The following is a 21,761-nucleotide window of genomic DNA, read 5'->3' on the forward strand; positions in this document are numbered from 1 at the left end:
CTGCTCTGGCTTTCTTGTCTCTCGAGCAGATTACTGTTCAAGGTATAATTTTGCAGTCGTTGTGACTTTAATCATTTCATCTTGCAGCTCGAACATTTCAGGCTCAACCTCCTCAAGACTGATCCCTGAGCGCAGTGCTTGCTCAAGCGTCGCACAGAGTGATTTCAGCCTAGGCACTCCGCAATATGAGCTACTGCCGTGCAGCTTATGGATGACATGAATTAGGTCATCACGGGAGATATCTTCTTGCTCCAGAGCTTGGTCAACGACTGCTTCTACTTCAGGGATGAACTCAATCAACATGCGCAGCATGTCTTTGGCGAGATCCTCTTTATTCGCGCTCTGTTTTAAGGCAGCTTGCCAATCAATAATCACATCCTGCTGAGGCGAAGAAACGGATTGAGGCGCGCTCCCTTCAGGCTCATCAACGTATGAAGGGGCGACTTTGCCAATGCTCTCTGTACAAGCATTTGGGTTCCAGTGAACCAAAACCTGTTGTAGCACATGCTCTTCAATAGGTTTGGTCAAGTAGTCATCCATTCCTGCCGAGAGCAAGCGATCTCTTTCACCCGCCATGGCATGCGCAGTTACCGCAATCACTGGCGTGTCTTTATTTAACTCCAACTCTTTAATGTGCTGACAAGCGGTCACACCATCCATTTGTGGCATTTGGATATCCATGAAGATTAAGTCGTACTTTTTCTCCGTCGCAAGGTTCACCGCTTGCTGGCCATTGCTACAGGCGGTGACGGTTTCTACTCGTTCGCGAAGCAGAGCGGAAATCAGTTTCAAGTTCGCTGGGTTATCATCCACCGCTAACACCGTCAGAGGCAAACGCTCCCCTTCGCTTGGCGTAATTGGAGCACTCAATGTTGGTGGTGATTCGACATGTTCGCTAATCAGGCTTTGTAGCAGTTTACGGCGAGACAACGGCTTCGTCAGGCATTGGACGTGATGCTCTGTCATAATTTGGTCGGCAAGTGCCAGTTCGGTACTCGGCGTCCCTAGGATCACACTCGGAGCCATGCGTTTCGCTTGTTCTATCCAAGGTGTAATGACGTCTGCATCATGCGTTTGATTCGCCGCTAAATTCAGTAATACATAGTCATATTGTTCTTCGTTTTTCGGTAGCGAAGAGCGGTAGGTTACTAAGATACCTTCTTGACTTAGAATCTGTTGGGTTACGGATGCGGCTTGCATGTTTGGTTCAATCAACAGCAACTGTTTGCCCGTTAGAAGCTCCACTTCAATCAGTTCGCTCATTGGCATCTCTGTTGAGTGCAAGCGCACCGTAAACCAGAACGTCGAACCTTGGTGTAGGCGGCTGGTTAAGCTGATCTCGCCACCCATCTGGCTTACCAATTTCTGCGTGATAACCAAACCTAACCCTGTGCCGCCGTAGCGACGTGAAATGCTGGCATCCGCTTGGCTAAATGCTTGGAATAATTGCGCTTGCTGACGTTCAGAAATACCAATGCCGGTATCGCGCACCATGAACTGCAACTCGACGGAGTCCCCAGATTGAGAGCGCATTTCAACACTAACATCAATGTTGCCTCGCTCGGTAAACTTGATTGAGTTACCGACTAAGTTCGTCAAAATTTGCTGGATACGTAGTGGGTCCCCAACTAAACCCGGTGGAATTTTAGGGTCCACTTTTAGGGTGATTTCTAACCCTTTCTCATGTGCACTCGTGGCTTGTAGGTTAATAACTTCTTCTAAACTTTCTCGGAAATCAAACGGAATGTTTTCCAGCGCTAGCTTACCCGCCTCTAGTTTCGAGAAGTCGAGAATGTCATTGATGATGTTCAGTAGATTGTTCGCCGACTTCTCAATCGTCTGTAGGTAATCAGTTTGGCTGTTAGAAAGCTGTGTTTTAAGCATTTGACGAGTAAAGCCAATAACCCCATTGAGCGGAGTACGCAGTTCGTGCGACATGTTCGCCAAGAACTCAGATTTAACCCTGGCCGCTTCTTGCGCGCGTTTCTTCGCGATATCTAACTCAACGTTCTGAATCTCTAGCTGCTCAAGCGTTTCACGCAAGTCTGATGTGGCTTGGTCTATACTGTGCTGCATCTCCACGTGATATTCCGATAGCGATACCGCCATGGCGTTAATACCGTTTTTCAGTTGGTCTAACTCACCGTGCATTTTACCTTCGATACGCACGTCTAGGTGACCACGGCGAATGCGGTCAACGACATTCTTCATGTGGGTGATAGGCTGGGTAACATCGTGCATCAGACGTGAAGCAAACACACTTGCCAAGCCAAGACCGAGTATAAGAACTAAAAAAGCAGAGAAAACTTCTTGATACTGTTGCAGCCTCAAAGAGGAGAGATCTAACTCAACGGCAATATAACCAATTGCTTTGGTTCCTTGGCTTTCGTTCGATAACTCCGCTAAATAGTGACCCTCGGACAAAATAGGTACGCGCAATATCAGTGAGTTTTCGTAGATTTCCGAATTGCCCAGTTGCGGGATCGGTTTATCTTTAGGGAACATCAAGGCTTCGAAATTAGGGTGAAAGTTAGATGTCACGAAGAGCTCATGATGTTCATCAAACACCGCGATACTACGAACCAGTTTAGAGTTTTTGCGATGGGCGTAGCTTATCAAGCGACGTACCGCCTCTCGGCTTTCTGATAGTAGATGAGTTTCACTGGCAATTGCTAACGGCTCAATGATGCTGTTACCAGTGGTGATAACTTGTTTCTCAAGGTCTTGGTAGCGATTAAATGAGAAAAAACCGCTCAGTAATAAACCAATGATGAGAGTGGGAGCGAGAGTCAGTGTAATTACACGTGCTCGTAAGCCATATCTGGTCATGTTATCTAATTACATCGGAGTCTGGATATGGGAAAATAACGCATTATTTCTCAAGCGCACGATAAGGCGTTGAGCAAAGAAGTGACGTCACCTAATAAACGGTAAGCATAATCAAGTCACTCGAATCACACAACGGCTGCAATCAAGAATAGTGAAGCCGAAGAGCAATTAGACATAAATCAGGCATAGAGCATGGCACGCATCTTTCAACCGAAAAAGAAAACCCAACTCAATACTCGTCATCAAGCGGTGCAAGTGGAGCGTTTAGATCACCACGGCGCAGGTATTGCTTACCTAAAGAAAAAACCGCTGTTTATTGATGGCGCATTGCCGGGAGAAGAAGTCGTCACACAATTAGTGGAAGAAAAAAGTAAATTTGCTCGCGGTAAACTGATTAAGATTCTTAAGCCGAGTGACACTCGCGTGGAGCCATTTTGTCCGCATTACCACGAGTGTGGTGGCTGTGACTTGCAACACCTAGATTATAACCAACAATTGACGCACAAACAGCAAACACTGCGTCAGCTGATGCGAAAATTTTCAGGCAATGATATTGAGCTTGATGCGCCATTATTAGGGGATTCACTGGCCTATCGTCGTCGTGCGCGAGTGAGCTTATTTGTCGATAAAAAAACACGTCAGCTACATTTTGGTTTCCGTAAAAAGCAGAGTAAGCAAATCGCGCAAGTGACTGACTGCCCAGTGCTGGCGCCGGAACTGAACGTTCTGCTTCCAGAGATTTATTCAGCACTAAAAGCGTTTAAAAAGCCGGAGCAATTGGGTCATGTAGAGCTGGTACTTGGTGATAATGGGCCGTGTATTACGTTGCGTCACTTGAGTGCTCTGACAGCGAGTGAAACTCTATCTCTAACGGAGTTGGCAAAACGTCATGGTGCATCGCTGTACCTAATGCCAGCAACAGATCAGCTAAACCTTGTTGAAGGCGATATGCCTTTCTATCAAGAAGTTGGCGTGAAAATTCCTTTTGCGCCAAATAATTTTATTCAAGTGAACCAAGCCGTAAACAAAAAAATGGTCAAGCAAGCGGTTGAGTGGTTAGACCCGCAAAAGAGTGACCGAGTGTTAGATTTGTTTTGCGGCGTAGGCAACTTCAGTTTACCGATTGCGAAGTTAGCTAAGCACGTGGTTGGGGTTGAAGGTGTTGCAGAGATGGTCGAAAAAGCCACAAATAATGCATCCTTGAACCAAATCAATAATGCGCAATTTTATCACGCTAACCTTGAGCAAGATTTTGAAGGGCAGGTCTGGACGGCAGAACAGTTTGATAAAGTGCTGTTAGACCCAGCACGCGCGGGGGCAAGTGGGATCATCGATCAAGTTTCTGAGCTTGGCGCACAGCGTGTAGTTTATGTTTCTTGTAATCCTGCTACCCTTGCTAGGGACAGCCAAAGCTTGATGGAGCAAGGCTATAAATTAACTAAATTAGGTATGCTGGACATGTTCCCTCATACCAGTCATCTAGAATCGATGGCATTGTTTGAAAAGTCCTAACTTTAGGACTTTGGCCCCTTATTTGTGGTGGGTGGTCATAAAGCCAGCGTTTACGCGCAGGTAAAAGAACTAACCTGGACGGTGTTAGTCAAACCACACGAATATAATAATTAGGATGATGAGATGGTTGCGGTAAGAAGCGCGCATTTAAACCAAGATGAACAGTTTGAACTCGAAAACTGGGTGGCTAGCCTAGGACAAGAGAAAAACACAGCCTCACGCTTAATCGAAGTATATCGAGATTGCCAGACGGTATTAGCCGATAACGAGCAAGCGGAACTGTTGTTGTGGCGTGGACGAGAAATGATCGAAATTTTGATCACCTTGTCTATGGATCAGGCCACCTTAGTGGCTGCACAACTGTTTCCTTTGGTTTCAAGTGGTGCTTTTAACAGAGAAATTCTGGAAGAGAAATACAGCAAAGAAATCATAAAATTAATCGACGGCGTTGAAGAAATGGCGGCTATTGGCCAACTCAACGTCAACATGGAAGGCAGTGCAGCGTCATCTCAGGTAGATAACGTACGCCGCATGCTGCTTGCCATGGTGGATGACTTCCGCTGCGTGGTTATCAAGCTCGCGGAACGAATTTGTAACCTTATTGAAGTTAAAAAAGCACCTGATGAAGTTCGACGTGCGGCGGCAAAAGAGTGTGCCAACATCTATGCGCCGCTAGCAAACCGATTAGGTATCGGTCAGCTGAAATGGGAAATTGAAGATTACGCTTTCCGCTACCAACAGCCGGAAACTTACAAACAAATTGCCAAGCAGCTTTCTGAGCGACGCATCGTTCGTGAGCAGTACATCAAAGACTTTGTTGAAGACCTCACGCACGAAATGGAAGTGTCAGGTATTAACGCCGAAGTGAGTGGTCGACCTAAGCACATCTACAGCATTTGGCGAAAAATGCAGAAGAAGAGTTTGGCATTCGATGAGCTGTTTGATGTTCGAGCAGTACGTATCATCGCAGACAAACTGCAAGACTGTTACGCGGCTTTGGGCGTAGTTCACACCAAATACAAGCACCTACCGAGCGAGTTTGATGACTACGTTGCTAACCCTAAACCAAACGGTTATCAATCGATCCACACCGTAATTCTAGGGCCAGAAGGCAAAACCATCGAGATCCAGATTCGTACCAAGCAAATGCATGAAGAGTCGGAGCTGGGTGTTGCAGCGCACTGGAAATATAAAGAAGGGGCAAGCAGCCGAAGCGGTTATGATGAGAAGATCACGTGGCTGCGTAAGCTACTGGATTGGCAAGAAGAAATGTCAGATTCTGGCGAAATGCTTGATGAGCTACGTAGCCAAGTCTTTGATGACCGCGTCTATGCGTTTACGCCTCGTGGCGATGTTGTCGATTTACCTATGGGGGCAACGCCGCTAGATTTTGCCTACCATATTCACTCCGAAGTGGGACACCGTTGTATTGGCGCCAAAGTCGGAGGCCGCATAGTACCGTTTACTCATAAACTACATATGGGTGATCAGGTTGAGATTATCACTCAGAAAGAGCCTAACCCATCGCGAGACTGGTTAAACCCATCATTAGGCTTCGTTCATTCTGGCCGCGCGCGTGCCAAAATTAACGCCTGGTTCCGAAAGCAAAGCCGTGAGAAGAACCTCGAAGCGGGTCGTGAAATTCTTGAACATGAGTTAGCAAAAATTGGCGCAACGTTAAAAGATGCTGAGCATTACGCTCTGAAACGGTTTAACGTCAAAACACCAGATGAGCTTTACGTTGGTGTTGGTAGCGGTGATTTGCGTATCAACCAAATCATTAACCATATTAATGCGCTCGTTAACAAGCCAACGGCAGAAGAAGAAGACCAGCAAGCACTGGAAAAACTGCAAGAAGCAGAGCACAAATCACCAGCGCAAAGCCGACCGAAAAAAGACGCCGTCGTTGTAGAAGGTGTCGATAATCTAATGACGCACCTAGCGCGTTGCTGTCAGCCGATTCCAGGTGATGATATCTGTGGTTACATCACGCAAGGTCGCGGGATTTCAGTACACCGCAGTGACTGTGAGCAGTTAGAAGAACTGCGCCATCACGCGCCAGAGCGTATCATCGATACTGTCTGGGGCAGTGGCTTCGTCGGGTCATACATCCTCACCGTCCGTGTTGAAGCGATGGAGCGAGGTGGTCTACTCAAAGACATTACGACACTGTTCGCCAACGAAAAGATCAAAGTGACCAGTATGAAGAACCGAGTCGACTACAGACGTCAACTTGCCATCATGGACTTTGACCTAGAAGTCACCAATATTGAGGTGCTTTCGCGGGTTTCGAAGCGTGTGGAACAGATTAAGGATGTGATGACGGTGAAACGCCTCGGCTAAAATTCTCGTCATACTTGAAGCTGATAGCGTTGTTGCCTGCGCTCACTCCGGAGTGCCGGCCCAGGCTCATCACATAGGCGAGCTATGCTCAGGAGTCGCGAAAACTTGTTGCCTTGTCAAAGTAACAATTACTTAGTGAAAGCTGCTGAGAAAATATAATGTAGAAGGTGAGTGGTTTTGGCCGCTCACCTTTTTCTTTAGTAGAAAGGTTTAAAGGAACAAAAAATGAGTCATCCAATTGAACAATTAGAACAAATCATGGCGAAGTTGCGTGACCCAGAAAACGGTTGCCCTTGGGACTTAAAACAAACCTTTGACACCATCGTTCCGCATACAATAGAAGAAACCTACGAGGTGGTGGACGCGATTCAAAATCGAGATTGGCCCAATCTAAAAGAAGAGCTAGGGGATTTGTTGTTTCAGGTGATTTTTTACAGTCAGCTAGCGAAAGAGCAAGAGCTGTTTGACTTTTCGGATGTCGTCGAAACCGTGAACGAAAAACTGACTCGTCGCCACCCGCATGTTTTTTCAGATGTTGAGTTTGAATCTGACGAGGAAATTAACGCGAACTGGGAAGCGGAAAAAGCAAAAGAAAAAGCCCTAGTAGGCAAAGCGGAAGAAAGTATCCTAGACTCAATACCAAACTCTTTACCGGCACTTTATCGTGCTACAAAAATTCAGAAAAAATGTGCAAAATTTGGGTTTGATTGGGATTCACTTGGCCCGGTTGTCGATAAAGTACGAGAAGAAATTGACGAAGTCATGGAAGAGGCACTGCAAGTTCAGCCCGATGAAGAGAAAGTTGAGTTGGAACTCGGTGATTTGCTATTTGCGACTGTCAATTTGGCTCGCCACCTTGATAAAAACCCAGAAGTCGCGCTAGGAAAAGCAAACGTAAAGTTTGCGCGACGTTTTAAACAAGTTGAAGGAAAGGTTCAGCAGTCAGGCAAAGCGCTTACAGATTGTTCTTTATCAGAGCTCGACGATTTCTGGGGTGAAGTAAAGCGAGAAGAGTCTAGATAGGGGGAAATAAGCGGAAAATACAATATGAGGCCAGTTTACCTCTTAACACGAAAACGGACTTTGGTTTGTCTTTGCTCACTTTGATTTGAAGCAAAAAATAAAAAATTACGGTGTGATAGATTTCACGTTGTGGCGGTAAGGAGCTTCTGGTATATTTATCTCCCGTCCAGAAGCACTCCATTTCCCTCATTCAACCAATTTCAGGTTAAACATGACGACAAATTACATTTTTGTTACTGGCGGGGTTGTATCCTCTCTAGGTAAAGGTATTGCAGCAGCATCTCTTGCGGCTATTCTAGAAGCTCGTGGTCTTAAAGTGACTATGATGAAGCTTGACCCTTACATCAACGTTGACCCGGGCACAATGAGCCCTACTCAGCACGGTGAAGTGTTCGTTACAGAAGATGGCGCAGAGACTGACCTTGACCTTGGTCACTACGAGCGTTTCATCCGTACCAAGATGACCAAGCGTAACAACTTTACTGCAGGTCGTGTTTATGCCGACGTACTTCGTAAAGAACGTCGTGGTGACTACCTAGGCGCAACTATTCAAGTTATCCCTCACATCACTAACGCGATCAAAGACCGTGTAATTGCTGGCTCTGAAGGCCATGATGTGGCTATCGTTGAAGTTGGCGGTACCGTTGGTGATATCGAATCACTACCATTTATGGAAGCGATTCGTCAGCTAGCCGTTGAACTAGGCCGTGAGCGCGCAATGTTCATGCACCTAACACTTGTTCCTTACCTAGCGGCAGCGGGCGAAGTGAAAACTAAGCCGACTCAACACTCTGTAAAAGAACTTCTATCTATCGGTATTCAGCCAGATATCCTAGTTTGCCGTAGCGACCGCGTTATTCCAGCGAATGAACGTAAGAAAATCGCACTATTCTGTAATGTTCCAGAAAAAGCAGTAATTTCAATGAAGGACGTAGATTCTATCTACAAGATTCCTCAATTGATCAAGTCTCAAGGTCTAGATGATCTTGTGTGTGCTCGCTTTGGCATCACAGCTCCTGAAGCTGACCTTTCTGAGTGGGAACAGGTTATTTACGAAGAAGCAAATCCTACTGGTGAAGTAACCATCGGTATGGTTGGTAAATACACTGAATTGCCAGATGCATACAAGTCTGTGAACGAAGCGCTTAAACACGCTGGCTTGAAAAACCGTCTAAGTGTCACAATTAAGTATGTAGACTCACAAGATATCGAAACAAAAGGCGTTGAGCTGCTAGAAGGCTTAGACGCGATCCTAGTTCCAGGTGGCTTCGGCGATCGTGGTATTGAAGGCAAGATCCGTGCGGCTCAATATGCACGTGAAAACAATGTGCCTTACCTAGGTATTTGTTTGGGTATGCAAGTTGCACTAATTGAATACGCGCGTAACGTTGCGGGTATGGAAGGTGCACATTCAACAGAATTTAACAAAGAGACTAAGTACCCTGTGGTAGGTTTGATCACAGAGTGGGTAGACGAGTCAGGTAACGTAGAAGAGCGTACTGAAAAGTCTGACCTAGGTGGTACGATGCGTCTTGGTTCACAGCTATGTCACCTAGAGAAAGGTACGAAAGCTCGTGAACTTTACGGTAGCGCGACGATCCATGAACGTCACCGTCACCGTTACGAAGTGAATAATGTGCTTCGTCCGCAAATCGAAAAAGCAGGTCTGAAAGTTTCTGGCCTATCAGCGGACAAGAAGTTAGTGGAAATGATTGAGAACCCAGCTCACCCATGGTTTGTAGCGGCTCAGTTCCACCCAGAATTCACATCGACTCCTCGCGATGGCCACCCATTGTTTGCAGGTTTCGTTAAGGCTGCGGGCCAAAACGCACGCGGCGAATTCGAGAAGTAAAAGGATACGGGCGGCGGCGAAGGTTGTGCTGCTGCCCTTTAAAATTGACATTTATATTTGAAACGAGAGGAAACATTAATGTCTAAGATCGTTAAAGTTCTAGGTCGTGAAATCATCGACTCACGTGGTAACCCAACTGTAGAAGCTGAAGTACACCTAGAAGGCGGTTTCGTAGGTATGGCGGCAGCTCCATCTGGCGCATCTACTGGTTCTCGCGAAGCTCTTGAGCTACGTGACGGTGACAAAGCACGTTTCCTAGGTAAAGGTGTTCTTAAAGCAGTTGAAGCTGTAAACGGCCCAATCGCTGAAGCTCTAGTTGGCAAAGACGCTAAAGACCAAGCTGCAATCGACGCAGTAATGATCGAACTAGACGGCACTGAAAACAAATCTAAATTCGGTGCTAACGCTATCCTAGCTGTTTCTCTAGCAAACGCTAAAGCTGCTGCTGCAGCTAAAGGCATGCCTCTATACGAGCACATCGCTGAACTAAACGGTACAGCTGGTCAGTTCTCTATGCCTCTACCAATGATGAACATCATCAACGGTGGTGAGCACGCAGACAACAACGTTGACATCCAAGAGTTCATGATCCAACCAGTTGGTGCTAAGACTCTTAAAGAAGGTCTACGTATCGGTGCAGAAGTATTCCACAACCTAGCTAAAGTTCTTAAGTCTAAAGGCTACAGCACTGCAGTTGGTGACGAAGGTGGTTTCGCTCCTAACCTTAAATCTAACGCTGAAGCTCTAGAAGTTATCGCAGAAGCTGTTGCAGCTGCTGGTTACGAACTAGGTAAAGACGTTACTCTAGCTATGGACTGTGCAGCATCTGAGTTCTTCGACAAAGAAGCTGGCATCTACAACATGAAAGGCGAAGGTAAAACTTTCACTTCTGAAGAGTTCAACCACTACCTAGCTGAGCTAGCTAACCAATTCCCAATCGTTTCTATCGAAGACGGTCTAGACGAGTCTGACTGGGATGGCTTCAAGCACCAAACTGAACTACTAGGTGACAAGCTTCAACTAGTGGGTGACGACCTATTCGTTACTAACACTAAGATCCTTGCTGAAGGTATCGAGAAAGGCGTAGCTAACTCTATCCTTATCAAGTTCAACCAAATCGGTTCTCTAACTGAGACTCTAGCTGCAATCAAGATGGCTAAAGACGCAGGTTACACAGCAGTAATCTCTCACCGTTCTGGCGAAACTGAAGATGCAACTATCGCTGACCTAGCGGTAGGTACTGCTGCAGGTCAAATCAAAACTGGTTCTATGAGCCGTTCTGACCGTGTTGCTAAGTACAACCAACTAATCCGTATCGAGGAAGCTCTAGGTGAGCGCGCTCCTTTCAACGGTCTTAAAGAAGTTAAAGGTCAAGCTTAATTCTTAATTGAATAAGTTTAGCTAAATAGCTTTCTAGAAACGCTCCACTTCGGTGGGGCGTTTTTTATTTAAGAGCGATGAGCGCGCTCCTCCATGTTTCAAAGAAGCGGTCTTAAAGAAGTTCAAGCTTAGTTCTTCATTGGATTAACCGCTTAGATTGAAGCTTTGAAATACCCTGATTTTTCGGGGGGGTTTTGTATCTATAGGCTTGTATTTCTTGGTCTTACTTTGGTGAGTGCTAAGAATAGCTTCATATGTCTTTGTTTCATTTTGCTGCTTATTTCTTGTAAGGAGCGTGTGAGTCTCCCTTTCTCCCCTAGAGGCAACCTCGCATTTATGCTATATATGTCACCTTATCTAATTCCTTCCGGTACAGAATGTTAGCAGCGATATGCGAATCTTTGTTATAGCCCTTACGCTACTGTTTGGCTTGCTTCAATACACTCTATGGTTTGGTAAAAACGGAGTGTCTGACTACTACACAGTAAAAGATGAAATTGAAGTTCAGCAACAAGTGAACAGCAAGCTACAAGCTCGCAATAATGAAATGTTTGCTGAGATTGATGACTTAAGGCAAGGTCTTGATGCGATTGAAGAACGTGCGCGTCATGAGCTTGGTTTAGTTAAAGATGGCGAGACTTTCTACCGCATTATAGGTGAGGAAAATCATTAAAATGTTGGATGTGAACTCATCGCATGTCGCAATTGTTCCTGCTGCCGGTGTCGGTAGTCGAATGAAGGCTGACCGCCCTAAGCAATATTTATTGATCGACGGAAAAGCGGTGCTGGAACACACTGTAGAAAAGTTGCTGTCGCACCCACGAATTTCGAAAGTGGTTGTCGCCATTACCGAAGGTGACCCTTATTTCCCTGAGTTAACCATCGCGAACCATCCCGATGTAATTCAAGTCGCGGGTGGTAAAGAGCGCGCTGATTCCGTACTTTCAGGGCTAAACTATGTCAATGAACATCTGGAAAGCGAGTGGGTATTGGTCCACGACGCTGCAAGGCCATGTGTATTAACATCCGACATTGACCGTTTGATTGATATTTGCTGCGCTCACCCAACGGGTGGCATCCTTGCATCTCCAGTGAGAGACACAATGAAGCGAGCGAATGCAGCACAAGATATAGGTCATACGGTAGAGAGAGAAGCATTGTGGCATGCACTGACTCCACAAATGTTTAAAACTCAACAACTGACTCGAGCACTGGCTGACGCATTAGAACAAGGCGTAGCCATCACGGATGAAGCATCGGCTTTAGAGTGGTTGGGCGAAACGCCTGCTTTAGTCCAGGGTAATGCGAACAACATAAAAATTACTCAGCCAGAAGATCTCGCGTTAGCCGAGTTTTATCTGAGCCGTGAGCGCGGCTAAAAAAGAAAGGATAAAAAATGATTCGAATTGGTCACGGTTTTGACGTGCATAAATTTGGTGGTGAAGGCCCGGTCATTATCGGTGGTGTTGCTATCCCTTACGAGCAGGGCTTAGTAGCCCACTCAGATGGTGATGTTGCTCTTCATGCTTTGACTGATGCGCTGCTTGGCGCGATTGCTGCGGGTGATATTGGTCGTCACTTCCCGGATACCGACGATAAATGGAAAGGGGCTAATAGCCGCGAATTGTTGAAAGACGTTTATCGTCGTGTCAAAGAGCAAGGCTACCGCCTTGGTAATGCCGATGTCACCATCATGGCACAAGCACCTAAGATGGCACCTCATATTGACGCGATGTGTGCGGCGATTGCGGAAGACCTAGAAACCGATATTAGTAACATTAACGTAAAAGCGACGACGACAGAGCGTCTCGGTTTTACTGGACGCAAAGAAGGCATTGCAACGGAAGCCGTGGTGCTTCTGTTCAAGCAATAATTAACCAACTTGCTCCTTAATGCTGTGTAAACAGCGGAAAAACATCATGTCAGATATTTTATCTTCATTGGCTTATCTAACGGGTAAGCCTGTTGCATCGGCAAAAATCAAAGCGCAACCAGAACATTTTCAGGTTCGTGAGGATTTAGGTTTTGCCTTTACGGGCGAAGGCGAGCACCTAATGGTGCGTATTCGAAAAACTGGAGAAAATACCAGTTTTGTTGCGAATGAGTTGGCGAAAGCTTGTGGCGTAAAGTCGAAAGACGTTAGCTGGGCGGGCCTTAAAGACCGCCATGCCGTGACGGAACAGTGGCTGAGTGTCCATTTACCGAAAGGGGAAACGCCGGACTTCTCGGCATTCCTAGCTCAATATCCGAGTATTGAAATCTTAGCGACTGATCGACACAACAAAAAACTGCGTCCTGGAGACTTAATAGGGAACGAGTTTGTTGTCACTTTGTCTGAAGTGACTGACGTTGAAGATGTAGAGCAACGCCTTGAAAAAGTGAAACAAGTTGGTGTGCCAAACTACTTTGGTAGTCAGCGTTTTGGCAATGATGGCAACAACCTTGAAGAAGCACGTCGATGGGGACGCGAAAACGTTCGTACCCGTAATCAAAATAAGCGCAGCATGTATTTATCAGCGGCGCGTTCGTGGATCTTCAACCGTATCGTTTCTGCTCGTCTAGAAAGTGGTGTGTTTGATAAATTCATCGATGGTGATATTGCACAGACAAGTTCTGGCACTCAGTTGGTTGATGCAAGCAATATCGCAGATCTACAAGCACAATTTGCTGCTGGTGAAGTGGCAATTACCGCTGCGCTTGCTGGCGATAATGCGCTTCCAACTCAAGCGGATGCGCTTACTTTAGAACAACCGTTCTTAGATGAAGAGCCTGATCTCATGGCGCTGATTCGTGGTAATCGCATGCGCCACGACCGTCGCGATATTGCGCTGAAGCCAAAAGATTTATCTTGGACGGTTGAAGGTAACAACATTACGCTGACTTTCTCACTGGATGCGGGATCTTTTGCAACATCTATCGTTCGTGAGTTAGTTAATGAGGTTGAAGTAGAAAGAGAATACTAATGGAACAGGATTCACTAAACGCGAAGCCCCTAAGAGTCTTAATCAGCAATGACGATGGCGTACATGCGCAAGGGATTCATGCACTTGCTGATGAGTTGCGAGATATCGCTGAAGTGACCATTGTCGCACCCGACCGAAATCGTTCAGGTGCTTCGAACTCACTGACACTAGAGCAACCATTACGCGTAACTGAAATTGCCCCAAATATCTATTCAGTGCAAGGAACGCCTACAGATTGTGTACATTTCGCGCTGAATGAGCTGATGAAAGATGATTTGCCCGATCTTGTTTTATCAGGCATCAACCATGGTGCAAATTTGGGTGATGACGTTCTTTACTCAGGAACGGTAGCTGCAGCAATGGAAGGGCATTTCCTTGGTGTTCAGTCGGTTGCTTTTTCGCTGGTGGGTAAGCGTCATTTCGAATCTGCCGCAAAAATTGCACGTCAAATTGTGCAACAGCATTTAGCGTCTCCGATTCCAACGAATCGGTTATTGAACGTAAACGTGCCTGACTTACCAGCAGAAAACCTGGGCGAAATCGAAGTCACGCGTTTAGGTGCGCGTCATCACGCAGAGAATATGATTAAGCAGAAAGATCCGCGAGGTCATGATATTTATTGGCTAGGGCCTCCAGGAAAAGAGCAAGATGCGGGGGAGGGCACCGACTTTTATGCGATTGAACATGGTCGAGTTTCAATGACGCCTCTGCAAGTTGATCTCACTGCTCATGAGTCGCTGCGTGCAATGGATAGTTGGTTAAAGGAAGAGAAGTAATGAGTAACCCACATGCTGACAGGTTGATAGCGTTTCTTATCTCCAGTGGCATCAAAGACCAAAGAGTTCTGGATGCTATCCAACGCTTACCACGAGAAAGCTTTGTCTCTCAAGCGATGATGCACCAAGCCTACGATAACAATGCGTTACCGATTGGTCAGGGACAAACTATTTCTCAACCTTATATTGTTGCTCGTATGACCGAGTTACTCGAACTAGAGCCAACGAGTCACGTACTGGAAATCGGAACGGGTTCCGGTTATCAAACCGCAGTACTGGCGCAAATTGTTGACCATGTATACTCCGTTGAGCGAATTAAATCGTTGCAATGGGAAGCAAAACGCCGTCTGAAACAATTGGATATCTACAATGTTTCAACCAAGCATGCTGATGGATGGCAAGGCTGGGAAGCTCGTGGTCCTTTCGATGCTATCATTGTTACTGCAGCTGCAGAAGTGATCCCCCAAGCACTTCTCGCACAATTAAAAGATGGCGGTAAGATGGTGATTCCTGTTGGAGATAAGGAGCAACAGTTACTAAAAATTGAACGTAAGGGAGATGAATATCTCTCTACTGTTGTGGAAATGGTTCGATTTGTACCTCTGGTTGCGGGTGATTTAGCTTAAGGGTTAGGGATAGGTGAGTAAGTTATTACGTCATATTGGTATTAGCTTTGTGTTTGCTGCAGGACTAGTTGGTTGTGCAGCGCATTCTCCTGCACCTGTCTCTAGCTTAACGAAAGACTATTCAAGCCTTGAAAGAGGAAGTTACAGAGGGAGTTATTATGAGGTAAAAAAAGGCGATACACTTTACTTCATAGCTTATGTCACAGATAAAGATGTAAATGATCTTGTCCGTTACAATGAGTTAACTCAGCCTTACACCATCTACCCTGGACAGAGGCTAAAACTTTGGGCTCCGAAATATGTCGCCCCTAAATATGGCCAAAAAGTTGAACCCGTTGTGGTTCCTGTTGTTACGACGCCACCAGCCCCAGTGACGAAAACATCAACAGCCTCTAAACCGAAAACTTCAAGTAAAAACTCTAGTCAAAAACCTACAGAGACTAAGCCTAAAGTCGTACAAAAACAGCCTCCAAAGAAGGTTGAACAATCGAAAACAAAGGAGTATGTTGGTTCAAAAGATAACCAAAAAGTGAAGCAAAAAGCGCCAGTTACCACGGCGAAGAGTGATAAAGTTTCTAAGTGGTTGTGGCCAACAAAAGGGAGAGTAATCAAGAACTTTTCGGCGGGAGAACAGGGAAATAAAGGTATCGACATCGCAGGACAGCGTGGTCAACCTATCGTTTCAACCGCAGCCGGCACCGTTGTTTATTCAGGCAATGCGCTACGAGGTTATGGCAACTTAATTATAGTAAAGCATAACGACAATTATTTAAGCGCCTATGCACATAATGACAAGCTGCTGGTATCAGAAGGACAAAGTGTAAAAAGCGGACAGAAAATCGCCACCATGGGTAGCTCAGGTGCAAAATCAGTCAAGCTACACTTTGAAATTCGCTATCAAGGTAAATCGGTGAATCCAAAACGCTATTTGCCTTAAAACTTTGAAAAACAACTTGCGACATCATTTAGCGACATATTGAGTTGTCATGCCTTGCTAACTCGCCAGGGGGAGGCGTTATGAGTATCAGCAACACAGTAACCAAAGTTGAAGAGTTTGCATTTGACAATGCGTCAGTGAAGACCATTGATAACGAACTCGAAAAATCATCATCCACAGAAAGCAAAACGGCTGCGCGTGAAGAATTTGACGCGAGCAGTAAAAGCTTAGACGCAACTCAGTTGTATCTAGGTGAAATTGGCTTCTCACCTCTACTTACTGCCGAAGAAGAAGTGCTTTATGCTCGACGAGCCCTGCGTGGCGACGAAGCGGCACGTAAACGTATGATCGAAAGTAACCTACGTTTGGTGGTCAAGATCTCTCGTCGATATAGTAATCGCGGCCTAGCACTACTCGATCTGATTGAAGAAGGTAACCTTGGTTTGATCCGTGCGGTCGAGAAGTTCGATCCAGAGCGTGGTTTCCGCTTCTCTACTTATGCGACCTGGTGGATCCGACAAACGATCGAACGTGCGTTGATGAACCAAACTCGTACGATCCGTCTACCTATTCATGTCGTGAAAGAGCTGAACATTTATCTGCGTACTGCGCGTGAACTTTCTCAGAAGCTCGATCACGAACCTACCGCAGAAGAAATTGCTGCTCAGTTAGATATTCCAGTCGAAGATGTAAGCAAAATGCTACGTCTCAATGAGCGTATCAGTTCTGTCGACACACCAATCGGTGGTGACGGTGAAAAAGCGCTGTTGGATATTATTCCCGACGCAAACAACTCCGATCCAGAAGTCTCGACTCAAGATGACGATATCAAATCATCGCTGATTCATTGGTTAGAAGAGTTGAATCCAAAACAGAAAGAAGTACTTGCACGACGTTTTGGTCTTCTAGGCTATGAGCCTTCGACGCTTGAAGAAGTTGGTCGAGAGATTGGTCTGACACGTGAGCGAGTACGTCAAATACAAGTGGAAGGTTTACGTCGTCTTCGTGAAGTCCTAATCAAACAAGGTTTGAATATGGAAAACTTATTTAACGTAGAAGACGATTAAATAATCCGTATTTCACTAGATACGCAAAAGGCTATGGTTCCCCATAGCCTTTTTTCTTTTTTGCTCGTTGGTGTGAGTCTGTTTACAGCATCTTCTTCAAGCGATACAGCTCTTCAAGAGCTTGGCGTGGCGTTAAGTCGTCAGGATCAATACCTGACAGAGCTTGTTCGACCTCGCTAGGCTCTGGAATCAGGCTCAACTGGTTAGCCACATCTACTGCACTTGGACGCGGTGTGTCACTGTTTTGCCCCAGTTGCTCTAGCTGAGATAGCTTGTTACGCGCATTTTTGATGACCGTTTTTGGTACGCCAGCTAAGCCCGCAACAGCCAAGCCGTAAGACTTACTTGCCGCACCTTCTTGAACTGCGTGCATAAAGGCAATGCTGTCACCATGTTCTACGGCATCCAAGTGAACGTTCGCTAAGTTTGGCAGTTGGTTTGGCAACTCTGTCAATTCGAAGTAGTGAGTTGCAAATAGTGTCATCGCACCAATTTGTGTTGCGAGCCATTCCGCACTTGCCCAAGCTAAAGATAGGCCATCGTAAGTACTGGTACCGCGACCGATTTCATCCATTAGCACTAAACTGTTTTTAGTTGCATTGTGCAGAATATTAGCGGTTTCCGTCATTTCTACCATGAAGGTAGAACGACCAGATGCGAGATCATCTGACGCTCCAATACGAGTAAATATACGATCTAAAGAACCAATTTGTGCAGATTCTGCAGGTACATAAGAGCCGATATGTGCCATCAATGCAATCAGCGCAGTTTGACGCATGTAGGTGGATTTACCACCCATGTTTGGACCGGTGATGATCAACATCTTACGAGCTGGGTTAAGCTCTATTGGGTTCGCAATGAACGGTTCTGTTGTTACTTGCTCTACGACTGGGTGACGACCTGCTTGAATGTGAATGCCAGCGTCTTTCACAAGCGTTGGTCGGCAGTAATCCAACGAATCTGCACGCTCTGCTAGGTTTTGTAGTACATCGAGTTGAGACAGAGCAGAAGCTAAATTCTGCAGCTTCTCCAGATTTGGCATCAATAGATCAAACAGTTCTTCCCACAGCTGCTTTTCAAGTGCCAGCGCTTTCGATTTCGAGTTAAGTACTTTGTCTTCGTGCTCTTTGAGCTCTGGGATGATATAGCGTTCGGCATTTTTTAGTGTTTGGCGACGTACATAGTGCGGTGGAACCAAATGGCTCTGGCCACGGCTCACTTGAATAAAGAAGCCATGTACGTTGTTGTAGCCGACTTTAAGCGTATCGATGCCGTGTCGTTCACGCTCATCTCGCTCAAGCTGCTCAAGGTATTCTGTTGCACCGTCTGCTAATTTGCGCCATTCATCGAGCTCGGCATTATAGCCTTCAGCGATCACACCACCATCACGAATAACAACCGGCGGATTTTCTTTAATTGCACGCTCTAACAGATCACATACTTCGTCAATCGGAGCTGCGTATTGCGCCAGTTTTGCTAGGTATGGATGGGTCAAAGAAGCGGTGACAGATTCTAGCTCTGGTAGCTGCTGCATGGCATTGCGAAGTCTAGCCATATCGCGAGGGCGAGCAGAGCGTAGTGCAAGGCGTGCTAAGATACGTTCAATATCACCAATTTGTTTTAACGTTGGTTGAAGATCGGCAAACAGCGCTTGTTCTTTAATCTCACCAATCGCATCAAGACGATTGTTTAACGTTTCAATGCAACGCATAGGCTGATGTAACCAACGCTTCAGCATTCGGCTGCCCATCGGCGTCGCACAATGGTCGAGTACCGCAGCTAGCGTGTTATCGGTTCCGCCTGCTAGATTTTGAGTAATTTCCAGGTTGCGTCGGGTAGCGGCATCAAGAATGACGGATTGGTCCTGATGATCAAACGTTAAAGAGCGAATATGAGGTAAAGCCGTACGTTGTGTATCTTTCACATACTGGATCAAACAACCAGCAGCACATAACCCTAGGGATGCATGTTCTACGCCAAAACCAACCAAATCTTTGGTGCCAAACTGTTGATTGAGTTGTTGCTTAGCCGTATCAAGCTCAAACTCCCATACTGGGCGACGACGGTTACCATTGCGGCTCGCCATTAAATGTACAGGTTCAAAATCTTCTGGGAATAGTAGCTCACGTGGTGCGGTACGCTGAAGCTCGGCTGTCATCGCTTCTTCGGTTTCTGGTTCTGTCAGTTGGAAGCGACCAGAAGTGACATCCAGCGTCGCATAACCGAACTTACCGTTGTGATGGTAAATGGCTGCGATTAAGTTATCGACACGCTCAGAAAGCAATGCTTCATCAGTAACAGTGCCTGGTGTCACAATACGCACAACTTTACGTTCTACCGGACCTTTGCTGGTGGCTGGATCGCCAATTTGTTCGCAGATTGCGACTGATTCACCAAGCTGAACAAGTTTTGCTAGATAGCCTTCTACTGCGTGAAATGGCACTCCCGCCATAGGAATAGGCTCTCCAGCTGACGAACCGCGCTTAGTTAGCGAAATATCAAGCAGTTGGGACGCTCGCTTTGCATCATCGTAAAAGAGTTCGTAGAAATCGCCCATGCGGTAGAACAGCAAAATCTCAGGGTTCTCAGCTTTTAGCTTGAGGTATTGCTGCATCATAGGTGTGTGTTTGTGGTTGGTTGCTTTGTTTTTATTGGTTTCTTCTAATGTTTTCATAATAATATTCAATGTTTTACGACCAACCATGTGTGGTTTCTAGTCTCATGGAGTGCCACTTGGTGTCAGTGAATCCCATAACTAAGTGTAGGTTTTTGTGTAGCTTTTGGATTCTTCCTACACTAAGATAGTCATATTGTGTTGTTTGCGTATTAGTTAAGGATTATACAAATATGACCGTGGGAAAGAGTAACAAACCTCTTAGTGATCGAGCAATTAGAAACCATAAAGCTGATGGAAAAACCTTGGTTGATGTTGGTGAATATAGAGGGTTGCGAGTTAATGTTGGTAAAACAGGACGTAAGACATTTACTTACCGCTATCGTTCTCCGGTAAACAACAAGATAACTCAAGCTAAGCTTGGCACTTATCCAGACATGTCTTTGGAGCAAGCTAGAGTTGAGCTTAAGCACTTAAAAGCTATTAGAGATGCAGGTAAGTGTCCTAAAAGAGAATTGGAAAAACAGAAGCTCCTAGAGACTCAAGCTAAAGAATCAGATCGCTACGCTAAGATCAACGTTAAAAACTTGGTTGATAATTACCTGAAAGGCTACATTGAAGGTTCAAGTAATAGGAAACCTAAAGGACAAAAGGAAGCTCGCCGAACGCTGTATAAAGACGTCGTAAAACCTATTGGTTCAAAGCTCGCTATTGACCTAACCCGTAAAGATATATCTGATTTGGTTATGGGGATCGTTGAGCGCGGAGCAAATGTTCAAGCTGGGTATGTCCTTAGAGAACTAACTTCAGCGTATCGTTATGCTATTTCAACTGGTTACTTACCTTATGAATTTGTAAACCCTGCGCTACAAGCTAAAGATAGCTTAAAAATATCCAAAGTGAAATTAACTTGTAGTAAAGGAAGACGCTATTTCAATGATGAAGAAATTGTTCAGTTTTTGAACTGGTTACCAATCTCTGGTTTTAGTCAGAACCAAAAGGGGATCTTGAGACTGACGCTCTGGACTGGTTGTAGAACAGGTGAGGTATGTTCCTTAGCTTGGTCTGATGTCAACTTGAACAATAAAACTCTATTTTTGAGAGAAACTAAGACTGGTCTGGTTCGTCATGTGATGCTTTCTAATCAAGCGGCTGAGTGGCTACAGAACAAATACCAAAAACGAGATAAAAATGATTACGTTTTCCAATCTCAGAGGACTCGCAGACCTGTTCAGCAAAAACATTTATCTGAAAAAATCTGGAGTTTGAAGCAGAAAGGTATGATGTTAGATATCCCCAATTGGACTCCCCATGATTTAAGAAGAACGGTTAGAACAGGACTTGCTAGGAAAAAGTGTCCTTCAGAAGTTGCTGAAGCCGTTTTAGGACATACAAAGGAAGGTATTAATGGGACTTATGACCTTCATTCTTATGAGGATGAGTGTAGAGTTTGGTTGCAAAAATGGGCTGACCATTTAGATTCTCTAATGAGTGAGCCTATTTCTTGATTGGAAGCACTCTTACGAAGCTAAATGGTTTTTCAGGTTGCAGATTTGTACTAATGTGACGTGTATTAGTTGGTTAAACCTCACAAAACTGGTGGTGCGATTCAACCTATACGATAAGGATAAACGCGCCCACCAAACTCATTTTTGGACATTTATGAGTTAGAAACTTGGTCTAAATCTGTAGATTGATATTAGAAAAATATCTTAAAGAATGGCCCGAACGACTTCACCTTCTTCTGAGGACATTCAAAAGCGTTATCAGTTCGAAGAATAGAGGAGCCAAGAGCAGCACTATAAACTTGATCTTCAAAAAAGTGAAGTGAAACGACCT

16 protein-coding genes are annotated in these 21,761 nt (G+C 45.4%); 14 read left to right on the forward strand and 2 right to left on the reverse strand.

The features are described 5' to 3' along the window. Positions 1-30: 30 nt before the first annotated feature. On the reverse strand, positions 31-2,829 hold the full coding sequence (barA, locus tag OO778_RS02695) for a two-component sensor histidine kinase BarA (RefSeq protein ID WP_005393899.1): 2,799 nt from the start codon (positions 2,827-2,829) through the stop codon (positions 31-33). Positions 2,830-3,021: 192 nt separating this feature from the next. Between barA and rlmD the strand changes: the two genes are divergently transcribed. From rlmD to rpoS, 13 genes are all read left to right on the forward strand, one after another. Beyond that, positions 3,022-4,341, forward strand: coding sequence for a 23S rRNA (uracil(1939)-C(5))-methyltransferase RlmD (gene rlmD / locus OO778_RS02700; protein ID WP_074191794.1), 1,320 nt, complete (start codon positions 3,022-3,024; stop codon positions 4,339-4,341). A gap of 123 nt (positions 4,342-4,464) precedes the next feature. Then, the gene (gene relA, locus OO778_RS02705; RefSeq protein WP_005393896.1) at positions 4,465-6,684 is read left to right on the forward strand and encodes a GTP diphosphokinase; all 2,220 of its coding nucleotides are present in this window, start codon (positions 4,465-4,467) and stop codon (positions 6,682-6,684) included. 225 nt (positions 6,685-6,909) lie between these two features. Further along, positions 6,910-7,707: a nucleoside triphosphate pyrophosphohydrolase gene (gene mazG, locus OO778_RS02710; RefSeq protein ID WP_074191793.1), complete on the forward strand. Its 798-nt coding sequence runs from the start codon at positions 6,910-6,912 to the stop codon at positions 7,705-7,707. A 211-nt stretch (positions 7,708-7,918) separates the two neighbouring features. Beyond that, on the forward strand, positions 7,919-9,559 hold the full coding sequence (locus OO778_RS02715; protein ID WP_005393892.1) for a CTP synthase: 1,641 nt from the start codon (positions 7,919-7,921) through the stop codon (positions 9,557-9,559). Positions 9,560-9,637: 78 nt separating this feature from the next. Further along, the gene (eno, locus tag OO778_RS02720; protein ID WP_005383785.1) at positions 9,638-10,939 is read left to right on the forward strand and encodes a phosphopyruvate hydratase; all 1,302 of its coding nucleotides are present in this window, start codon (positions 9,638-9,640) and stop codon (positions 10,937-10,939) included. A 391-nt stretch (positions 10,940-11,330) separates the two neighbouring features. After that, complete coding sequence (gene ftsB / locus OO778_RS02725) at positions 11,331-11,612, forward strand: cell division protein FtsB (RefSeq protein ID WP_005380907.1); 282 nt, start codon at positions 11,331-11,333, stop codon at positions 11,610-11,612. A 1-nt stretch (position 11,613) separates the two neighbouring features. After that, positions 11,614-12,318, forward strand: a complete 705-nt coding sequence (gene ispD / locus OO778_RS02730; RefSeq protein WP_104974803.1) for a 2-C-methyl-D-erythritol 4-phosphate cytidylyltransferase — start codon at positions 11,614-11,616, stop codon at positions 12,316-12,318. A 17-nt stretch (positions 12,319-12,335) separates the two neighbouring features. Next, complete coding sequence (gene ispF / locus OO778_RS02735; RefSeq protein WP_005393886.1) at positions 12,336-12,812, forward strand: 2-C-methyl-D-erythritol 2,4-cyclodiphosphate synthase; 477 nt, start codon at positions 12,336-12,338, stop codon at positions 12,810-12,812. Positions 12,813-12,858: 46 nt separating this feature from the next. Continuing rightward, positions 12,859-13,902: a tRNA pseudouridine(13) synthase TruD gene (truD, locus tag OO778_RS02740; RefSeq protein WP_139060522.1), complete on the forward strand. Its 1,044-nt coding sequence runs from the start codon at positions 12,859-12,861 to the stop codon at positions 13,900-13,902. Further along, positions 13,902-14,678 carry a 5'/3'-nucleotidase SurE gene (gene surE / locus OO778_RS02745; protein ID WP_005393882.1) on the forward strand — a complete coding sequence of 259 codons (777 nt, stop codon included), beginning with the start codon at positions 13,902-13,904 and terminating at the stop codon, positions 14,676-14,678. The genes truD and surE overlap by 1 nt, the downstream gene beginning before the upstream one ends. Then, positions 14,678-15,304, forward strand: coding sequence for a protein-L-isoaspartate(D-aspartate) O-methyltransferase (locus OO778_RS02750; protein WP_046875091.1), 627 nt, complete (start codon positions 14,678-14,680; stop codon positions 15,302-15,304). Before surE ends, OO778_RS02750 begins: the two co-directional genes overlap by 1 nt. A 13-nt stretch (positions 15,305-15,317) precedes the next feature. After that, on the forward strand, positions 15,318-16,241 hold the full coding sequence (locus OO778_RS02755) for a peptidoglycan DD-metalloendopeptidase family protein (RefSeq protein ID WP_264910659.1): 924 nt from the start codon (positions 15,318-15,320) through the stop codon (positions 16,239-16,241). A gap of 80 nt (positions 16,242-16,321) precedes the next feature. Next, the gene (rpoS, locus tag OO778_RS02760) at positions 16,322-17,308 is read left to right on the forward strand and encodes an RNA polymerase sigma factor RpoS (protein WP_005393877.1); all 987 of its coding nucleotides are present in this window, start codon (positions 16,322-16,324) and stop codon (positions 17,306-17,308) included. Between the two features lie 82 nt (positions 17,309-17,390). Here rpoS and mutS read toward each other — a convergent pair whose 3' ends face one another. Continuing rightward, positions 17,391-19,982, reverse strand: a complete 2,592-nt coding sequence (gene mutS, locus OO778_RS02765) for a DNA mismatch repair protein MutS (protein ID WP_264910660.1) — start codon at positions 19,980-19,982, stop codon at positions 17,391-17,393. Positions 19,983-20,155: 173 nt separating this feature from the next. On the opposite strand from mutS, the gene OO778_RS02770 reads away from it, so the two are divergent. Then, positions 20,156-21,430 (forward strand): site-specific integrase, encoded by a 1,275-nt coding sequence (locus OO778_RS02770; protein ID WP_205390999.1) that lies wholly within the window; start codon positions 20,156-20,158, stop codon positions 21,428-21,430. Positions 21,431-21,761 lie beyond the last annotated feature (331 nt).

This window comes from Vibrio sp. STUT-A16, from assembly GCF_026000495.1.
Lineage (GTDB): Bacteria > Pseudomonadota > Gammaproteobacteria > Enterobacterales > Vibrionaceae > Vibrio > Vibrio diabolicus.